Raw genomic sequence first — 18,877 nt, 5'->3', positions numbered from 1 at the left:
GCCGCCCATGCTCGGTGGCCTGGTCCGCGCGCCGGTCGCCCGCCGCCCCGCCACGGGCTCCTCGCTGCCGCGGCGGCTGCGCGGGCTGGACCCCGACGAGCAGCGCAAGGTCGTCCTGGAGCTGGTCCGGGCCAACATCGCGGCCGTGCTCGGGCACGCCTCACCGCAGACCGTCGACGCGGAGAAGCCCTTCAAGGACCTCGGCTTCGACTCGCTGACCGCGGTCGAGCTGCGCAACCGGCTCAACGCGGCGACCGGGCTGCTGCTGCCGGCGACGCTGGCGTTCGACTACCCGACGCCGGGCGCGCTGGCCGGCTTCGTCCGCGACGAGCTGCTCGGGGCGGTGGCGGACTCCGGCGCTGCCGCCAAAGCCCCCGCGGCAACCGACGAGCCCCTCGCGATCGTCGGCATGGCGTGCCGGTTCCCCGGCGGCGTGCGCTCCCCCGACGACCTGTGGCGGCTGCTGGACGCCGGCGCCGACGGCATCACCGGCTTCCCGGCCGACCGCGGCTGGGACCCCGAGGCCCTCTACCACCCCGACCCGGACCACGCCCGGACCAGCTACGTGTGGGAAGGCGGGTTCGTGCACGACGCCGCCGACTTCGACGCGGCGTTCTTCGGCATCTCCCCGCGCGAGGCCGCGGCCACCGACCCGCAGCAGCGGCTCCTGCTGGAGACCGCGTGGGAGGCGGTGGAGCGGGCCGGCATCGACCCGCTGAGCCTGCGCGGCAGCCGCACCGGGGTGTTCGCCGGGCTCATCGCGCAGGAGTACACCTCCTCGCGGCACGAGACGGCGCAGGAGCTCGAGGGCTACTTCATGGCCGGCAACACGGCCAGCGTCGCCTCTGGCCGCATCGCCTACGTGCTCGGGCTGGAGGGCCCGGCCATCACCGTCGACACCGCCTGCTCGTCGTCGCTGGTCGCGCTGCACCTGGCCGGCCAGGCGCTGCGCCGCGGCGAGTGCAACCTGGCGCTGGCCGGCGGGGCCACCGTGATGGCCCAGCCGAGCGTGTTCGTCGAGTTCAGCCGGCAGCGCGGGCTGGCACCGGACGCTCGGTGCAAGCCCTTCGGCGCGGGCGCGGACGGCACCGCGTTCGCCGAGGGCGCCGGGCTGGTCGTCCTCGAGCGGCTCAGCGATGCGCGGCGGCTCGGGCACCCCGTCCTCGCCGTCGTGCGCGGCTCGGCGGTCAACTCCGACGGCGCCTCCAACGGCCTCACCGCCCCGAACGGCCCCTCCCAGCAGCGGGTCATCCGCCAGGCCCTGGCCAACGCCGGCCTGCGCCCGTCCGACGTCGACGCCGTCGAGGCGCACGGCACCGGCACCACGCTGGGCGACCCGATCGAGGCGCAGGCCCTGCTGGCCACCTACGGGCAGGAGCGGGGCGAGCCGCTGTACCTGGGCTCCGTCAAGTCGAACATCGGGCACAGCCAGGCGGCGGCCGGCATCGCCGGGGTCATCAAGATGGTGCTCGCGCTGCGCCACGCGCGCCTGCCGCGGACGCTTCGGGCCGAGGCGCCCAGCCCGCACGTCGACTGGACCGCCGGCCGCGTGGCGCTGCTCGCCGAGGCCGTCGACTGGCCCGATCCGGGCCGTCCCCGCCGGGCCGGGGTCTCCGCCTTCGGCATCAGCGGCACCAACGCGCACCTCATCCTGGAGCAGGCCCCGCCTGCGGACGCCGCAGCGGGGCCGGTGCCGGGTCCGCCGGTGGTCCCGTGGGTGCTGTCCGCCCGCGACGACGAGGCCCTGCGCGGGCAGGCCGAGCGGCTGCGCGCGACGGCCGGGGAGGCCGACCCGCTGGACGTCGCCTTCTCGCTGGTGCACCACCGGTCCGCCTTCGCCCGCCGCGCGGTGGTGCTGGGCGCGGACCGCGACGAGCTGTTGGCCGGGCTGTCCGGCGCCGGCGGCGGCCCGGTCGCCGAGCCGGGGCGGGTGGCGGTGCTGTTCACGGGGCAGGGCAGCCAGCGGCCGGGGATGGGCCGGGAGCTGTACGCCCACCACCCCGCCTTCGCCGCCGCCTACGACGAGGTCTGCGCCCGCCTCGACGTGGACGTCAAGGCCATCCCCGACGAGGAGCTGCACCTGACCGGCAACGCCCAGGCGGCGCTGTTCGCGCTGCAGGTGGCGCTGTTCCGGCTGGTGGAGTCGTTCGGCCTGCGCCCGGACCTGCTCCTCGGCCACTCCGTCGGCGAGCTGGCCGCCGCGCACCTGGCCGGCGCGATGTCGCTGGACGACGCCTGCCGGCTGGTGAGCGCGCGAGGCCGGCTGATGCAGCAGCTGCCGCCCGGGGGCGCGATGGTCGCCCTGGAGGGCACCGAGGAGGACGTGCGGGCGCACCTGGGCGAGCGGGTAGCCCTCGCCGCGGTCAACGGGCCGCGCGCGGTCGTCGTCTCCGGCGACGAGGACGCGGTGCTGGCCCTCGCCGAAGGGTGGCCCGGGCGGACCCGGCGGCTGCGGGTCAGCCACGCGTTCCACTCCCACCGCATGGACGGCATGCTGGCCGAGTTCCGCAAGGTCGCCGAGGGCCTCGCCTACCACCCGCCCGCGATCCCCGTCGTGTCGAACGTGACAGGGCGGCCGGTCGAGGAGTTCTCCGCCGACTACTGGGTGCGCCAGGTGCGCGAGCCGGTCCGCTTCCTCGACGGGGTGCGGCACCTGCACGCCGAGGGCGCGCGGCTGCACCTGGAGCTGGGGCCGGACGCGGTGCTGTCGGCGCTCGGACGGGACTGCGTCGACGGCGCGGCGTTCCTGCCGGCGCTGCGGGCCGACCGGCCGGAGACGCGCACGCTGCTGACCGCCCTGGGGGAGCTCTTCCGCGCCGGGGTACCCGTCGACTGGACTCCGGCGGTGCGCGGCGGGCGGGCGGTGGAGCTGCCGACGTACGCCTTCCAGCGCAAGCGCTTCTGGCTCACCGCGGCGAGCCGCCCCGACGCCGCCGGGCTCGGCCTCGACGCCGCCGCCCACCCGCTGCTCGGCGCCGCGCTCGACAACGCGGCCCGCGACGAGGTGATGCTCACCGGGCGGCTCGGCCGGCGGGATCAGCCGTGGCTGGCCGACCACACCGTCGGCGGCACCACGCTGCTGCCCGCGACCGCGTTCGTGGAGCTGGCCCTGGCCGCGGGCCGCCGGACCGGGCTGGAGCGGATCGAGGAGCTCACCCTGGAGGCCCCGCTGGCCCTGCCGGCCCGCGGGGGCGTGCGGGTGCAGGTCACCGCCGGGCCGGACGGCATCGCCGTGTACTCCCGGACCGACGAGGCCACGGCCTGGACCCGGCACGCCACCGGCCGCCTCGGGCCGTGGGCCGAGCCTTCCGCCGGGTTGGCCGCGCAGTGGCCGCCGCCCGGCGCCGAGCCGGTGCCCGTCGAGGACCTCTACGACCGGATGGCGGACGGCGGCTTCGGCTACGGCCCGGCCTTCCGGGGGGTGCGGGCGGCCTGGCGGCACGGCGAGGACGTCTACGCCGAGGTCGCCCTGCCCGACGGGCTCGACGCGGCCGGCTTCGGCATCCACCCGGCCCTGCTCGACGCGGCCCTGCACCCGGTCGCCCTGCTCGGGTCCGGGCCGTCCCCGTTGCGGCTCCCCTTCGCCTGGACGGGTGTCGCGTGGTACCGCGGCGGCGCCACCGCCCTGCGGGTCCGGCTGTCCCCGCGCGGCGGGGAGTCCCTGAGCCTCGCCGTCGCCGACGAGACCGGCGCCCCGGTGCTGAGCGCCGAGTCCGTCCTGCTGCGGCCGGTCTCCCCCGAGCGGCTGGCCGCCGCGCGCGGCGACGCGATGTACGTCCTGAACTGGGTCGAGGCCCCCGCGTCGGGCCAGGCCGCCGACGTGACCGTGGTGCGGCCGGAGACCCCGCACGAGGCCCTGGCGCAGGCCCAGGCCTGGCTGGCCGACGACCGGGAGGGCCGGCTGGCCTTCGTGACCCGGGACGCGGAGACGGACATGGCCCAGGCCGCCGTCTGGGGGCTGATCCGCTCGGCCCAGTCGGAGCACCCGGGGCGGTTCGTCCTGGCCGATCTCGATGCGGACGTCCCCTTGCCCGACACCGACGAGCCGCAGTTCCGGCTGCGCGGCGGGCGTCTCCTGGTGCCCCGCCTGGCCGCGGCCGGACCTTCAGCAGGCTCGCCGCGCCCTTCAGCAGGCCCGTCGCACCCTTCATCAGGCCCGCCGCGCCTTTCAGCAGGTCCGTCGCACCCTTCAGCAGGTCCGTCGCAGCCGGACCCGGACGTGCCTTCAGCAGGTTCGGCGCGCCTGGACCCGGACGGGACGGTGCTGATCGTGGGTGGCACGGGCGCGCTGGGCACCCTGCTCGCCCGGCACCTGGTCGCCACGCACGGGATGCGGCACGTGCTGCTCGTCAGCCGCGGCGGCAAGGCCCCGGACCTCGGGCCCGAGGTCACCGCGGCCGCCTGCGACGCCGCCGACCGGGACGCGCTGGCCGCGCTGCTCGCCACGGTGCCGCCGGAGCACCCGCTCACCGCGGTCATCCACCTGGCCGCCGTGCTCGACGACGGGATCGTGACCGCGCTGACGCCCGAGCGCCTCGACGCGGTGCTGCGGCCGAAGGTCGAGGCCGCCCGGAACCTGCACGAGCTGACCCGCGACCTGCGGGCGTTCGTGCTGTACTCCTCCCTCGCCGGCACGGCCGGCAGCCCCGGGCAGGCGAGCTACGCGGCGGCCAACGCGGCGCTGGACGCCCTGGCCGCGCACCGGCACGCGCTCGGCCTCCCCGCCACCGCGCTGGCCTGGGGCGCCTGGGCAAGCGGGGGCCTCGCCGCCGAGCTCAGCAACGCCGACCGGGCCCGGCTGCGCCGCGGCGGGCTCGTACCGCTGGCCCGCGAGGAGGGTCTCGCGCTCTTCGACGCGGCGCTGGCCGACCCGCGCCCGGTGCTCGTCCCGGCCCGGCTGGAACTCGCCGCCCTGCGGGCCCAGGCCGACGCCGGGACGCTCAACCCGGTGCTGCGCGGCCTGGTCCGGCCCGGCCGCCGCCCGGCCGCCGAGGGCCCGAGCCTGGCCCGGCGCCTCGCCGGGCTGTCCGGGCCGGAGGCCGACCGGCTGGTCGCCGACCTCATCCGCGGGCACGTGGCCGTGGTGCTCGGCCACGCCGGCGCGGGCGCGGTCGACCCCGAGCGGCCGTTCACCGAGCTGGGCATGGACTCCCTCGCCGCGGTCGAGCTGCGCGACCGGCTCACGGCCGCGACCGGGCTGCGGCTGCCGGCCACCCTGGTCTTCGACTACCCGACGCCGGCCGCGCTGGCCGGCTACGTGCGCGAGCACGTCGCCGCCGAGGCGCCCGGCGGCACGGCCGAGCTGATGGCCGAGCTGGACCGGCTGGAGGCCGCGCTGGCGAGGGCGAGCGTGGCCAACGGCGGGCGGGCCGAGGTCGGGCGGCGCCTGCGGGCCGTGCTGGCCGCCTGGGACGAGCCGGGCGCCACCGGACAGGACGACGCCGAAGGGCAGGACGACGTCGAGGCGCGCATCCAGGAGTCCAGCGCCGACGAGATCTTCGCCTTCATCGACCAGCAGCTGGGCCGCGGCGGGGAGGGGACCGGATGAGCCTCGCCCGCAGCGTTCGACACCAGCACCGCAGCGATCGACACCAGGACCGCGGGGAGGGGACCCGATGAGCGAGGAGAAGCTGACCGAGTACCTGAAGTGGGTCACCACCGACCTGCACAAGACCCGCCGCCGCCTGCAGGAGGTGCAGGACGAGGCCCGGGAGCCGATCGCCATCGTCGGCATGGCCTGCCGCTACCCGGGCGGGGTCGCCACCCCCGAGCAGCTGTGGGACCTCGTCGCGGCCGGCACCGACGCGGTCACCGGCTTCCCGCAGCGGCGCGGCTGGAACGCCGAGGCCCTCTACGACCCCGACCCCGAGCGGCTCGGCGCCACCTACTGCCGCGAGGGCGGCTTCCTGCACGACGCCGACGAGTTCGACGCCGGCTTCTTCGGGATGAGCCCGCGCGAGGCCCTCGCCACCGACCCGCAGCAGCGGATCCTGCTGGAGATCGCCTGGGAGGCGGTGGAGCGGGCCGGCATCGACCCGCTGAGCCTGCGCGGCAGCCCGACCGGGGTGTTCGCCGGGCTGATGTACACCGACTACGCCGCCCGCCTGCGGCACATCCCCGAGGAGCTGGAGGGCTTCCTGGGCAGCGGCAGCGCCGGCAGCGTGGCCTCCGGGCGGGTCGCCTACGCGCTCGGCCTGGAAGGCCCGGTGCTGACCGTGGACACCGCCTGTTCGTCGTCGCTCGTCGCGCTGCACCAGGCGGCCCAGGCGCTGCGCCGCGGCGAGTGCTCGCTCGCGCTGGCCGGCGGCGTCACGGTGCTGTCCACCCCGGCGGTGTTCATCGAGTTCAGCCGCCAGCGCGGGCTGGCCCCCGACGGGCGCTGCAAGTCCTTCGCCGCCGCCGCGGACGGCACCGGCTGGGCCGAGGGGGCCGGCATGGTGCTCGTCGAGCGGCTCCGCGACGCCAGGCGGCTCGGCCACCCGGTGCTCGCCGTCATCCGCGGCTCGGCGGTCAACTCCGACGGCGCCTCCAACGGCCTGACGGCCCCCAACGGCCCCTCCCAACAAAGGGTCATCCGCGCCGCCCTGGACACCGCCGGCCTCCAACCGTCCGACATCGACGCCGTCGAAGCCCACGGCACCGGCACCACCCTCGGCGACCCCATCGAGGCCCAGGCCCTCCTGGCCACCTACGGCCAACGCCCGAGCAGCAGTCCCCTATGGCTCGGCTCACTCAAATCCAACCTCGGCCACACCCAGGCCGCGGCCGGCATCGGCGGCGTCATCAAGATGGTCATGGCGCTGCGCCACGAAAGCCTGCCGAAGACGCTGCACGTCGACGCGCCCACCCCGCACGTCGACTGGGCCGCCGGCGACGTGCGGCTGCTCACCGAGGCCGTGCCGTGGCCGGCCGGCGAGCGGGTCCGGCGGGCCGGCGTCTCCTCGTTCGGCATCAGCGGCACCAACGCCCACCTCGTCCTGGAGGAGGCCCCGCCGGTGTCCGAGCCGTCGGAGCCGCCCGCGGACGCGGGGCCGCCGGTGCTGGCGTGGGTGCTCTCGGCCCGCGACGTTGGCGCGCTGCGCGAGCAGGCGGCCCGGCTGGACGCGGCGCTGGCCGGCGAGGATCCGGGCGGCGTCGCGCACGCGCTGGTCACCACCCGCTCCGCGTTCGACCACCGGGCGGTGGTCCTCGGCGACGGCCGCGACGGGCTGCGGGCCGGGCTGCGGGCGCTGTCCCGCGGCGAGCCGTCGCCCGACGTCGTGCAGGGAAGCGTCCAGCGGGGCGGGCTGACCGCGTTCCTGTTCACCGGCCAGGGCAGCCAGCGGCCGGACATGGGCCGCCGGCTGGCCGCCGCCCATCCCGCGTTCGCCGATGCCCTCGACGAGGCGCTGGCCCTCCTCGACCCGCGGGTGCGGGAGGCGATGGCCACGGAGGCGGTACACCGGACCGAGTTCGCGCAGCCGGCCCTCTTCGCCGTCGAGGTCGCCCTGTTCCGGCTGCTGACCGGCTGGGGGCTGCGGCCCGACCTGCTCATCGGGCACTCCGTCGGCGAGCTGGCGGCCGCCTGCGCCGCCGGGGTGCTGTCGCTGCCGGACGCGTGCGCCCTGGTGACCGCCCGGGGGCGGCTCATGCAGGGGGTACGGCGCGAGGGGGCGATGGTGTCGATCCGGGCCGCCGAGGACGAGGTCGCCGAGAGCCTGGCCCCGTTCGCGGACCGGGTCGGGATCGCGGCCGTCAACGGGCCGGAGTCGACCGTCGTGTCCGGGGACGCCGACGCCGTCGCCGAGGTGGCGGCGCTGTGGTCGGGCCGGGGGCGGCGGGCGCGGCGGCTGAGGGTCAGCCACGCGTTCCACTCGCCGCACATGGACGAGGTCCTTGACGAGTTCCGGCGGGTCGCGGGCGGGTTGACGTACCACTCCCCGGAAATCCCGATCGTGGCCAACCTGAGCGGGCGGCCCGGCCGGCCCGACGACCCGGAGGCGTGGGTCCGGCACATCCGCGGCACGGTCCGGTTCCACGACGGGATGCGCTTCCTCGCCGGGCAGGGGGTCACGCGGTACGTCGAACTCGGCCCCGACGGCGTGCTGTGCGCGATGGGCCGCGACTGCCTCGCCGGGACCGGCGGCGGAACGGCCCTGCTGGTGCCGGCGCTGCGGGCCGACCGCCCCGAGCCCGTCGCGGTGCTCGCCGCCGTCGCGCAGGCGCACGCACACGGCGCCGCGGTCGACTGGCCCGCGGTCCTCGGCGGCGGCCCGCGCCGGCCGGTCCCCCTGCCCACGTACCCGTTCCAGCACCGCCGCTACTGGCTGGAGGATCCCGGACCCGCGGACGACGACGCCTCCCTCTGGGACGCCGTCGAGCAGGGCGACCTGCCCGCCGTCGGCGCGTTGCTGGACCTCACCGGCGAGCCCGGGCTGGAGGGGCTCGTGCGGGCCCTGGCCGGCTGGCGGCGGCAGCGACGCTGGTTCCACCGGATCGACTGGGTGCCGGCCACCGTGCCGGCCGGCGCGGCGCTCACGGGCGCGTGGCTGGTGCTGGCGGGCGAGGACGACCGCGAGGACGCCGAGACGCTGCGCCGGGTCCTGGCCGGGCGCGGGGCCGGCGGGGCCGGGAAGCCGGCGGGGGCGATCGTGCTGCTGCCGCGCGGCGAGGGGCTCGCGCCCGGACGGGCCGCCACCGGGGCCGCGCTGGCGGCCGCGCTGGACGCGCTGGAGCGCCACGACGGGGTGCCGCTGTGGCTGTGCACCCGCGGCGCGGTCGCGACCGGGCCCGCCGACCCGCCCGCCGGGCCGGTCCAGGCCCAGGCATGGGGGCTCGGCCGCGTGGGCCTGGCCGACCTTCCCCCCACCTTGGACACTGTTGCTGCCGAGCGGCTCGCCGATGCGGTGGCCGCGGGCGAGGACCGCATCGCGATCCGGGGCGGGGCGGCGCTCGTGCGGCGGCTGCTGCCCGCGGCGGGCGGCGAAGCGACCTGGCGGCCGAAGGGCACCGCGCTCGTCGTCGGCGAGGGCGTCCTGGCCGACGCGGCCGCGGCCTGGCTGGCCGGCAACGGCGCCGAGGAGGTCATCCGCGGCCTCGAGCCCGGTTCCCCGTCCGTGATCGTGCTGGCCGCCAAGGCCGCCTCCCCGCCGGGCACCGAAGCCGCCTCCCCGCCGGCCACCGAGGCCGCCTTCCCTTCGGTGATCGTGCTGGCCGCCGAGGCCGGCGGGGAGGCCGGCGCGCCCGACGCCGAGCGGATCGAGGCCGGCCTGGCCGAGATGGCGACGCGGGCTGAGGCCGTCCGGGAGCTGGTGCGCGAGCTGCGGGTCCCGCTCATCGTGCTGTCCTCGGCGGCCGGGGTCGTGCCCGCGCCCGGGCTCGCCAACGTCGGACCGGCCCACGCCTACCTCGACGCGTTCGCGCGCCGGATGCGGGCTGAGGGGCACGCGGTGACCTCGGCGGCGGGCGGCCCATGGCTCGGCGAGGCGACCCCCGTGGCGACGCGGCTGGTCGAGCACGGGCTGCGGCCGGTCGACCCGCGGCCGGCCATCGCCGGACTGGCCCGGCACGAGGTCCCGCTGTTCGTGGCCGACCTCGAGCGCGAGGCGCCGCGCGACGCGGCAGGGGACGCCGGGGCGGACTCGGCCTGGAGGGACCGGTTCGCCGCGGCCGCGCCCGGGGACCGCGAGGGGCTGCTGCTGGAGCTGATCCTGCGCCACTCGGCGGCCGCGCTCGGGCACGCCGACCCGGCCGCGATCGACCCCGGGCGCAACTTCATGGAGCTGGGCTTCACGTCGTACGTGGCGCTGGAGCTCTACAACCGGATGGCCGCGGCGACCGGCCGGGACGACATCCCGCCGTCGGCGATCTACGACCAGCCCACGCCGTCGGCGTTGGCGCGATACCTGAAGGAGAAGACCGATGAGTGACCCAGTCGTCATCGCCGGGGGTGGGCCAGCGGGGATGCTGCTGGCCTGTGAGCTCGGGCTCGCCGGGGTGGACACGGTCGTGCTGGAGCGCGACACGGAGATCTGCACCGACGAGACGTCGAAGGCGCACGCGCTGCACGCGCGGGCGGTCGAGGCGCTGGACCTGCGCGGGCTCATGGAGGAGATCCGCAAGGAGAAGTACCCGATCTGGCCGATGATCCACTACGCCAACTTCTGGCTCGACCTCAGCGAGCTCCTCGACGAGGAGTACTCGCTGCTCGCCCCGCAGGCCAAGACCCAGCGGGTGCTCGAGGACCGGGCGCTCGAGCTGGGCGTCGACGTGCGGCGCGGGCACCGGCTCGTCGGGCTCGCGCAGGACGAGGACGGGGTGACGGTCACGGTGCGGGGCGGCGACGGGGAGTACACCCTGCGCGGCGCCTATCTCGTGGGCTGCGACGGCGCGCACAGCACCGTGCGGGAGCTGGCCGGCTTCTCCGCCCCGGCCGCCGGCATGAGCTGGTACGCGGTCTTCGCCGACTTCGACGCGTTCGAGACCGAGTTCGAGTCGCCGACCTATCCGGAGGGGATCGTCGCCGTGGTACCGCACCCCAGCGGCCCGGTCCGGATGATGACGATGGAGTTCGGGGCCGAGGCGCCGGGCGACGACGTCCCGGTGACGGTCGAGGAGCTGCGGGCCCGGGCCGCGCACATCACCGGGCGGGAGTTCGACACGCCGCAGCCGCGCTGGATCGGCCGGGCGGGCAACGTCACCCGGCTGGCCGAGCGCTACCGCGCCGGGCGCGTCCTGCTGGCCGGCGACGCCGCCCACGTGCACTACTTCGGGGCCGGGCACGGGCTCAACACCAGCATGCAGGACGCGATGAACCTGGGCTGGAAGCTCGCCGGGGTGGTGCGGGGCTGGGCGCCCGGGCACCTGCTGGACACCTACCACAAGGAGCGGCACCCGGTCGGCGAGCGGGCCTGCGTCAGCTCGCAGGCGCAGCTGGCGTTGCAGTACCCGCCGGACCGGGTCGAGCCGCTGCGGGAGATCTTCGGCGAGCTGGTGAAGTTCCCGGACGTCAACAAGTACCTGGTGCGGGTGGTGACCGACGTGGCGTACCCGTTCAAGTACCCCGGGCGGCGCCGGGCCGACGCACACCCGCTGCAGGGCCGGCCGGTCCCCCACGTGCGCGTCGAGACCGCCGCCGGCCCGGTCGAGGTGGCCTCGACCCTGCACAACGGGCACGGGGTCGTGCTGGACCTCACCGGCGGGAAGGCCCCCTTCGGCGACCTCTCGGGCTGGGCCGGCCGCGTGGACGTCGTCACCGCCGAGCCCTCGGACGAGCTCGGCGCCGCCGTCGTCCTCGTCCGCCCGGACGGCTTCGTCGCCTGGGCGGACGCGACGGGTGACGACGCCGAGGGACTCCGCCTCGCCCTCACGCATTGGTTCGGTACCGCTGAGGAGGAGATCGCATGAAAAGTCCGCAGCGTTGCGGATGGGCCGCGAACAATGGACGCGGCGTCGGCTCGGGCCGGCGCCGCAGCGTTACGGAGGTGACGGTATGAGCGTCGACGGAAACTGGGACCTGGAAATCGACAGCCCCCGGGGCAAGCAGCACGTACAGCTGGCGGTGACGGCCGAGGGCGGCCGCCTGACCGGCACGATGAGCAACTCCCAGGCCGACATCAGCACGGACCTGCTCGACGGCACCATCGACGGCGACGAGCTGGCCTGGAAGGTCAAGATGAAGATGTTCCCGGTGACCCTGAGCTTCCAGATGACCCTCGACGAGGACACCATGGAGGGCAAGGTCAAGGCGGGCATGTTCGGCAAGTTCGACGCCTCCGGCCAGCGCCAATAAGCCTGGCTTTAGGCGACGCTCCGACAATCGGGGCATGACCACGCCGAGCGTCTATCTCCGATCGATCGGCACCGCCCTGCCCGGGCCGCCCGTCGACAACGCCGCCCTGGCCGCCCGCTTCGGCCTCAACCGGCTGTGGGAGCAGTGGGTCGACACGTTCGTGGGCACGAAGGCCCGGCACCTCGCCGTCGACCTCGCGACCGGCGAGGTCCGCTACCGGCTGGCGGACCTCGCCGAGACCGCGGGCCGCCGGGCCCTGGCCAACGCCGGGCTCACCGCGGCCGACGTGGACCTCGTGGTCATGGGCACCGCGATGCCCGACGCGCTGATGCCGGCGACGGTGAACGTGGTCGCCGACCGGCTCGGCATCGACCAGGTCCCGGCCTACCAGCTGCAGTCCGGCTGCACCGGCGCGTTCCAGGCCCTCGACGTGGCCCACCAGATGCTGCTGACCGGCCGGCACCACACCGCGCTGGTGCTCGGCGGCGACGTGTGCGCCAAGCACTTCGACATGACCCGCAACCCGGCCGACCTGCCGCCCGGCGAGCAGGTCAACGGGGTGCTGTTCGGCGACGGGGCCGGGGCCGTGGTGCTCAGCTCCCGGGCGGCCCCGGGCGCCGCGCGGGTCCGCCACGTCTTCGTCCGGCTCACCGGACTGGGCCGCGCCCCGGGCCAGACCCTCGAGTGGTACGGCATGGCCGAGCGCGACTCGCCGAAGCCGCCCGCCGTCGAGGACTACAAGGCGATCGAGGAGTCGGTACCGCGGATGGCCGCCGAGATCCTCGACGAGGTCCTCGACGAACTCGGCTGGAAGCGGGCCGACCTGGACTTCGTGCTGCCGCCGCAGCTGTCCGGCCGGATGACGGCCCGCATCGCCGAGGTCCTCGGCGTCCCGGACGCGGTGGAGGTCAGCTGCGTCGCCGAGACCGGCAACAACGGCAACGCGCTGCCCTTCCTGCAGCTCGAGCGGGCCCTCCCTCAGCTGTCCTACGGCGACCGCGCGGTGGCGATCGCCGTGGAGTCGAGCAAGTGGATCAAGGCGGGGCTCGCCCTCGAGGTTGTCTAGTTGATCTCGGGCGCGTGCCACGCCCACACCCGTTGCGCCGAGCGCTGGGCGAGCGACTGCGGGGTGAGCCGGAGCAGGAACGTGGTCAGCGCGTAGGCCATGCCGGCGGTCGACATGGTGATGTCGCACTTGCGCCGGGCCTCGCGCTGGATCTTGTGGGTCCGCGGCAGGCGGCGCGCGTCGTAGGCGGCCAGCGCCGCGTCCAGGTCGCCCGCCCCGCCGACCGCGGCCGCGAGCTCGACCGCGTCCTCGATCGCCTGGCAGGCCCCCTGCCCGAGGTCCGGGGCCATCGCGTGGGCGGCGTCCCCGAGCAGCACGACCCGTCCGTTGACGTAGGTCGGCAGCGGGTCGAGGTCGTGGATGTCGTGGCGCAGCACGTGGTCCGCGCGGGTGGCGAGGAGCACCTTCGGGATCGGGTCGTGCCAGTCCGCGGTGCGCTCCCGCACCACGGCGTGCTCGCTGGGCGACGGCCGGGACGGCTGCTCGGCGCGGGTCCCGAGCGCCCAGTAGAGGCGGTCGCCGCGCAGCGGGTGGATCAGGAAGTAGCAGCCGCGGCCGACGGTGACGCTGCCCTCGATCGGGCCGGTGGAGCCGGGCTCGGTGACGCCGCGCCAGACCGTGCAGTGGCGGAAGGGCGGCTCCGGGGCGCCGGGCCAGCCCTGCCGGCGCAGGACGCTGTGCACGCCGTCGGCGCCGACGATGAGGTCGGCGGCCAGGCTTCCGCCCTTGTAGTGCACCTCGGCGCCGTCCACCCCGATCACTTCCGCGTCCAGGCGGACCACCTCGGGCGGCAGCGCGGACTGGAGCGCCTCGTGCAGGTCGGCCCGGTGCAGCGCGGCGACCGTGGTGTCCTTGCCGGGGCGGTAGCGCATGAGGTACCGGCCGTCGGGGGTGCGCAGGTTGGCCGTGGCGCCCGATGGGTGGGTGAGGGACCGGATCCGCTCGCCGACGCCGAGCGCGTCGAGGGCCTCGAGGGCGTTCGGCGCCAGGGACAGGCCGGAGCCCACCTCGCCCAGCACCTTCTCGCGCTCGAGAACCGTCACCGACCAGCCGGCCAGGCGGAGGCCGATGGCGGCGGCGAGCCCGCCGATGCCGCCACCGACCACCACCGCTTGCCGTCGCATCAGCTGACATCCCGGCGCCGGAAGCCGACGAGGCCGGCCGCGGCGAGGACGATCGCGATGACCACCAGGACGGTTACCGGCAGCGCCTGGAACTCGCCGCCCGGCAGCCGGGGCAGGTGGGTGAACGGGGAGATGTCGCGCACGCCCTGGCTCAGGTCCAGCGCCGAGCCGAACTGGCCGAACAGCAGGGCCAGGCCGACCCCGGCCCAGCTCACCGCGACCAGCCGCGGCGCGAGGCCGAACAGCGCCACGGCGATGCCGGCGAGCACCCAGACCGCGGGCAGCTGGACCAGCGCGGCGCCGAGGATCCGGCCGGCCTGACCGCCGACATCACCGACCCGCGCGCCGTGCACCAGGCCCATGGTCAGGCCGGCCGCGGCCAGCGGCACGGCCGCGCCGATGAACGCGAAGGCCAGGTGGCCGGCCATCCAGCCGCCGCGGGTGACCGACCCGGCGAGCAGCGGCTCGATCCGGTGGTCGTTCTCCTCGGCGCGCAGCCGCAGCGCGGAGGAGACCGCGTAGGCGGCGGCCGCCAGCCCGAGCAGGGCGATCATCGCGGCCAGGAACGCGTCCACGAGCGCCGTGCGGCCACCCATCTTCTCCAGGGCTTCCTGCACCTTGGCGCTGCCGTTGACCACCTTGCCGACGTCCTTGGCGGCGCTGCCGATGACGACGCCGACCACCGCGAAGCCGAACGTCCAGCCCAGCAGCGAGCCCCGCTGCAGGCGCCAGGCCAGGGCGAAGGTGCCCATCCGCTCGCCCGTGGCCGAGCCCGGCCGGTCGGCGAGCAGGCCCGCGCCCATGTCCCGGCGGGCCGAGAGCGTCCAGGCGACCAGGGCGAGGACCACCGCGGCGGCGAGCATGACCAGCAGCACCCACCAGCGCTCGGTGGCGAACGGGCGCAGCTGCTGGCCCCAGCCGATCGGGGAGATCCAGCTGAGCCAGTGCGCGCCGCCGTCGCCGGAGGCGTCGCCGAGGCCGCGGAGGATGAAGAACCCGCCGAGCAGTGCGATGGAGATGCCGTTCGCGCTGCGCGAGGAGGTGGTGAGCTGGGCGACGACGGCGGCGATCGCGGCGAAGACCAGGCCGCAGAGGGCCAGGCCGAGGCCGAGGGCGAGCGCGCCGGTCGGGTCCTGGTCGCGGGCCTTCAGGCCGAGCGTGCAGACCAGCGCGATCAGCAGGTCGGCGATGACCGCTATCACGAACGCGGCGGCCAGCGGCGCCTGCCGCCCCACCGCACCGGCGCCGAGCAGCTCCCGGCGGCCGGCCTGCTCCTCGGCCCGGGTGTGCCGGATGATGAGCAGGATGTTCATGAGGCCGGTCAGCGTGGCCCCGATCGCGCCGATGCGCATGGCGGTGAGGCCGCCGATGGTGTCCGGCGAGAAGGCGTGGCCGTAGAGCGCGGCGGTCGCCGGGTTGGACTCCAGGCCGGACGCGTAGTCGATGCGGGACTGGACCGTCGGGTACAGCTTGGTGAGGCTGCCGGCGAGCGCGCTCGGTATCCCGCCGAGGATGAGGACCCAGAGGGGCAGGCTGATCCGGTCCCGCCGCAGCGCCAGGCGGACCAGGGGCCAGGTGCCGACGTAGTTCACGAGCGCACCGCCTGCTTCGACTCCGGGCGGTCCTGCGCGGTGCTGTAGTAGCGCAGGAACAGCTCCTCGAGCGTGGGCGCGGTGCTGCTGAGGCTGCGCAGCCCGGCGGCGGCGAGGCGGCCGACCGCGTCGGAGAGCTTGCCGTTGTCCGCCTGGAAGCGCACCGTGTTGCCCTCGACCGTGACGTCGTGCACGCCGGGCAGCGCGCCCAGCCCGTCCGGCACCGCGTCGACCTCGGCCACGACCGTGGTCCGCCCGAGGTGGCGCAGGCTGGACAGCGCGCCGCTCTCGACGGTCCGCCCGGAGCGGATGATGGTCACCTGCTCGCAGAGCGCCTCGACCTCGCTGAGGATGTGGCTGGACAGCAGCACCGTGCGGCCCTCGGCGGCGACCTCGGCGACGCACTGCCGGAAGACCTCCTCCATGAGCGGGTCCAGGCCGGACGTCGGCTCGTCGAGGATCAACACCTCGGCCTTGGAGGCGAAGGCGGCGACCAGGGCGACCTTCTGCCGGTTGCCCTTGGAGTAGGTGCGGGCCTTCTTGGTCGGGTCGAGCTCGTAGCGCTCCAGCAGCGCCTTGCGCCGGTCGGGGTCGAGCCCGCTGCCGAGCCGGCCGAGCAGGTCGATGACCTCGCCGCCGGTCAGCTGCGGCCAGAGCGTCACGTCGCCCGGCACGTACGCAATGCGCCGGTGCAGCTCGGTGGCGTCCTTCCACGGATCGCCGCCGAGCAGGGAGACCGAGCCACCGTCGGCGCGCAACAGCCCGAGCAGGACCCGGATGGTGGTGGACTTGCCGGCCCCGTTGGGGCCGAGGAAGCCATGGACCTGTCCCGCCTCGACGTTGAGGTTGAGTCCGTCCAGCGCCCGAGTTCGGCCGAACGACTTGATCAGGCCCTGCGCCGCGACCATCGTTGTCATAGTTCGGAAGGTACACTAGATTCACGAGATAGTGAAACTTAGATACCTCCAAAAGCGTGTAAACTCGACCGATCCTCAGAAGGGACTGGGCGGAGGAGCAGGTGAGCTCAGACGTGAGCCAGACGTCCGCGGACGCCGCGGCACGTGACGAGACCGCGGTCTCGCGCTTCGTCGAGCGGTTCGCCTCCACCCTGGCCCAGGCGGGCTTCCCGCCGATGGCGGCCCGGGTGTTCGTCGCCCTGCTCGCCGCCGACTCCGGGAGCCTGACGTCCGCCGAGCTCTCCGAGCAGCTACGGATCAGCTCGGCCGCCGTGTCCGGGGCGGTGCGGTTCCTCATCCAGGTGAACGTGGTGCTCCGCGAGCGGGAGCCCGGCTCGCGCCGGGACGTGTACCGCGTCTACGAGCACGTCTGGCAAGAGGTCCTGACCCGCCGGATGCAGATCCTCGACTTCTGGAACGAGAGCCTGCGGGCCGGCATCGACGCCGTGGGGGCGGCCACGCCCGCGGGGCGGCGCCTGTCGGAGACCCTCGACTTCTTCGTCTTCCTGGACCAGGAGGTCCCCGACATGATCGCCCGCTGGCGCGAGCGCCAGTCCCGAGGCGCCGCGAGCTGAACGCGGGTTAACCGACGCGGTGTGGCTGGCCAAACTGACCGAGAAGGGGCCGCTGCGACCCTCGGCCCGCCGCGGCACCACCCACGAGCAGCCCCGACGACCACGACGGTCCCTCGGCGAAGCCGCCGCCGCAGCCGCCAGAACCAGCACCTTCCTCGGCGAATGCTACCGACGCATCGCCAAACGGCCAGCACACCCAAACGGCGCGCTCATCTTCGCGGCTTACGCCCGATCACGAAGACCGGACGTAAACCGCGAAGCCGAATTGGGCCGGCTCACCCAACGGCGCGCCCGACCAACGAGGAGCGGACGTAGGCCGCGGAGCTGGGTCAGGCCGGCTCGCCCACCCGGAGGACGGCGCGCTCGTCGTCGGACAGCGGCGGGGCGCTCAGGGCCGGGCGCCCCTTGGCCCGCCGCAGCGCCGTGACGACCTGCGGCGACTCCAGGCTGCTGATCGGCTCCGAGAGCGTGGTCACCTTGGTCGCGGCCGCGCTCACCGCCGGGTCGCGCAGCGCCGTCGCGCCGATCAGGTCGGAGAAGCTGCGGCGCTGGGCCAGCACGCTCGGGGAGAGCCGCGGGTCGTTCACCTCGGCCCGGCAGTTCGGGTAGCACAGGTCCTGGGACGCGGCCAGCAGCCAGGCGTCGTCGGCCCGGGCGCCCACCGCCCGCTGGATGCGCCCGGCGGCGCCGCCGGTCAGGCCCGCCTCGGCCAGGCCCTCGTCCAGCGCGGCGGCGCTGTGTGCGGCCACGCTCATGCCGTGACCGTAGACCGGGTTGAACGCGGCCACCGCGTCGCCCAGGGCGACCAGGCCCTCCGGCCAGGCGGGCAGGCGTTCGTAGTACAGCCTGCGGTTGGCGCTGCTGCGCGAGCCCTGCACCGCCGTCAGCGGCTCGGCCACGGCGATCAGGTCGGCGATGAGCGGGTCGCGCATGCTGCGGGCGAACTCGGCGAAGCCGTCCTCGTCGGTCGGGGGCTCAGCGCCGCGCGTGCCCGAGAGAGTGACGATCCAGCGGCCGCCCTCGATCGGGGCGAGGGAGGCGTTGCGGCCCGGGCGCGGGACGCGGTGGTCGGCCAGGACGTTCACCAGGGGGAAGGCCCGGGCGCCGTCCGGGGCGCGGAAGATGCGGGTGGCGTAGGCGATACCCGCGTCGACCGTGTCCTGCTCGACCGGGGGCAGGCCCAGCGCGGCCAGCCAGCGCTTCAGCTGGGAGCCGCGGCCGGTGGCGTCGACGACCAGGTCGGCCCCGAGGTCCGTCGTCTCGCCGGTCTCGACCCCGCGCACGCGCACACCGGCGATCCGGTTCGCGTCGCCCAGCGGGCCCAGGGCCTCGGTGGACGGCATCGTGGCGACGTTCGGGTGGTGGCGCAGCACCTCGTCGCGCACCACCCAGTCGAGCATGGGGCGGCCGGCGCTGATGATGAACTGGGTCTGCGGGAAGCGGTGCTGCCAGCCGTACGCCGTCAGCCACACCACCTGCTCCGGCACCCCGACCCGGTGGGCGCCCTCGGCCAGCAGACGGTCGGTGACGCCGGGCAGCAGCCGCTCGATGACCCGCGCACCGCCGGACATCAGCAGATGCGCGTGGCGGGCCTGGGGCACGCCCTTGCGAAACTCCGGGCCGTCCGGCAGCTTGTCGCGGTCGACGACGGTCACGGCGTCGACGCGGCGGGCCAGGACCGAGGCCGCCAGCATGCCGGCGAGGCCGCCGCCCAGGACTACGGCGTGGGTTGTCACTGCGCTCCTCTCCAGGGCCGCGGGCGTGGGCGGGCCGATCGGGCCGCCCACGCCCGGG

10 protein-coding genes are annotated in these 18,877 nt (G+C 75.6%); 6 read left to right on the top strand and 4 right to left on the bottom strand.

All coding sequences use genetic code 11. From position 1 onward, the window contains the following. The 5 genes from AB0M46_RS41965 to AB0M46_RS41945 form a co-directional block, all read left to right on the top strand. Nucleotides 1–5,548 (top strand): beta-ketoacyl synthase N-terminal-like domain-containing protein (locus tag AB0M46_RS41965; protein WP_363345476.1); only part of this gene is annotated, 5,548 nt, incomplete at its 5' end. A 67-nt stretch (nucleotides 5,549–5,615) separates the two neighbouring features. Next, nucleotides 5,616–9,908: a beta-ketoacyl synthase N-terminal-like domain-containing protein gene (locus AB0M46_RS41960; protein ID WP_363345475.1), complete on the top strand. Its 4,293-nt coding sequence runs from the start codon at nucleotides 5,616–5,618 to the stop codon at nucleotides 9,906–9,908. Continuing rightward, a complete protein-coding gene (locus tag AB0M46_RS41955; protein WP_363345474.1) occupies nucleotides 9,901–11,385 on the top strand; it encodes an FAD-dependent monooxygenase in 1,485 nt (494 codons plus the stop codon). The genes AB0M46_RS41960 and AB0M46_RS41955 overlap by 8 nt, the downstream gene beginning before the upstream one ends. Nucleotides 11,386–11,470: 85 nt before the next feature. Continuing rightward, nucleotides 11,471–11,770, top strand: a complete 300-nt coding sequence (locus AB0M46_RS41950; protein WP_363345473.1) for a hypothetical protein — start codon at nucleotides 11,471–11,473, stop codon at nucleotides 11,768–11,770. Nucleotides 11,771–11,804: 34 nt separating this feature from the next. Then, complete coding sequence (locus AB0M46_RS41945; protein ID WP_363345472.1) at nucleotides 11,805–12,836, top strand: 3-oxoacyl-ACP synthase III family protein; 1,032 nt, start codon at nucleotides 11,805–11,807, stop codon at nucleotides 12,834–12,836. Here the strand turns inward: AB0M46_RS41945 and AB0M46_RS41940 are convergent. From AB0M46_RS41940 to AB0M46_RS41930, 3 genes are read right to left on the bottom strand one after another with little or no spacing between them, the layout of a single operon-like run. Beyond that, entirely contained in the window at nucleotides 12,833–13,960 is a 1,128-nt protein-coding gene (locus AB0M46_RS41940) for an FAD-dependent monooxygenase (protein ID WP_363345471.1), read from the bottom strand. The genes AB0M46_RS41945 and AB0M46_RS41940 overlap by 4 nt on opposite strands. Continuing rightward, nucleotides 13,960–15,552 carry an ABC transporter permease gene (locus tag AB0M46_RS41935; RefSeq protein WP_363345470.1) on the bottom strand — a complete coding sequence of 531 codons (1,593 nt, stop codon included), beginning with the start codon at nucleotides 15,550–15,552 and terminating at the stop codon, nucleotides 13,960–13,962. The genes AB0M46_RS41940 and AB0M46_RS41935 overlap by 1 nt, the downstream gene beginning before the upstream one ends. Then, on the bottom strand, nucleotides 15,549–16,469 hold the full coding sequence (locus AB0M46_RS41930) for an ABC transporter ATP-binding protein (RefSeq protein WP_363345469.1): 921 nt from the start codon (nucleotides 16,467–16,469) through the stop codon (nucleotides 15,549–15,551). Before AB0M46_RS41930 ends, AB0M46_RS41935 begins: the two co-directional genes overlap by 4 nt. Before the next feature lie 113 nt (nucleotides 16,470–16,582). Here AB0M46_RS41930 and AB0M46_RS41925 point away from each other — a divergent pair, with 113 nt between their 5' ends. Beyond that, nucleotides 16,583–17,083 (top strand): MarR family transcriptional regulator, encoded by a 501-nt coding sequence (locus AB0M46_RS41925; RefSeq protein ID WP_363345468.1) that lies wholly within the window; start codon nucleotides 16,583–16,585, stop codon nucleotides 17,081–17,083. A gap of 329 nt (nucleotides 17,084–17,412) precedes the next feature. Here the strand turns inward: AB0M46_RS41925 and AB0M46_RS41920 are convergent, their stop codons facing one another. Further along, entirely contained in the window at nucleotides 17,413–18,819 is a 1,407-nt protein-coding gene (locus AB0M46_RS41920; protein WP_363345467.1) for an FAD-dependent oxidoreductase, read from the bottom strand. Nucleotides 18,820–18,877: the final 58 nt, after the last annotated feature.

This window comes from Dactylosporangium sp. NPDC051485 (assembly GCF_040682015.1).
GTDB lineage: Bacteria > Actinomycetota > Actinomycetes > Mycobacteriales > Micromonosporaceae > Dactylosporangium.
The sequence above is the reverse complement of the archived record's forward strand: the minus strand, read 5'-3'. Positions and strand labels throughout refer to the sequence as shown.

What these genes read in the sequence shown, in the direction of transcription:
- AB0M46_RS41960 (WP_363345475.1), top strand. Translation starts at nt 5,616, where the DNA reads ATGAGCGAGGAGAAGCTGACCGAGTACCTGAAGTGGGTCACCACCGAC.
- AB0M46_RS41955 (WP_363345474.1), top strand. Translation starts at nt 9,901, where the DNA reads ATGAGTGACCCAGTCGTCATCGCCGGGGGTGGGCCAGCGGGGATGCTG.
- AB0M46_RS41950 (WP_363345473.1), top strand. Translation starts at nt 11,471, where the DNA reads ATGAGCGTCGACGGAAACTGGGACCTGGAAATCGACAGCCCCCGGGGC.
- AB0M46_RS41945 (WP_363345472.1), top strand. Translation starts at nt 11,805, where the DNA reads ATGACCACGCCGAGCGTCTATCTCCGATCGATCGGCACCGCCCTGCCC.
- AB0M46_RS41940 (WP_363345471.1), bottom strand. Translation starts at nt 13,960, where the DNA reads ATGCGACGGCAAGCGGTGGTGGTCGGTGGCGGCATCGGCGGGCTCGCC.
- AB0M46_RS41930 (WP_363345469.1), bottom strand. Translation starts at nt 16,469, where the DNA reads ATGACAACGATGGTCGCGGCGCAGGGCCTGATCAAGTCGTTCGGCCGA.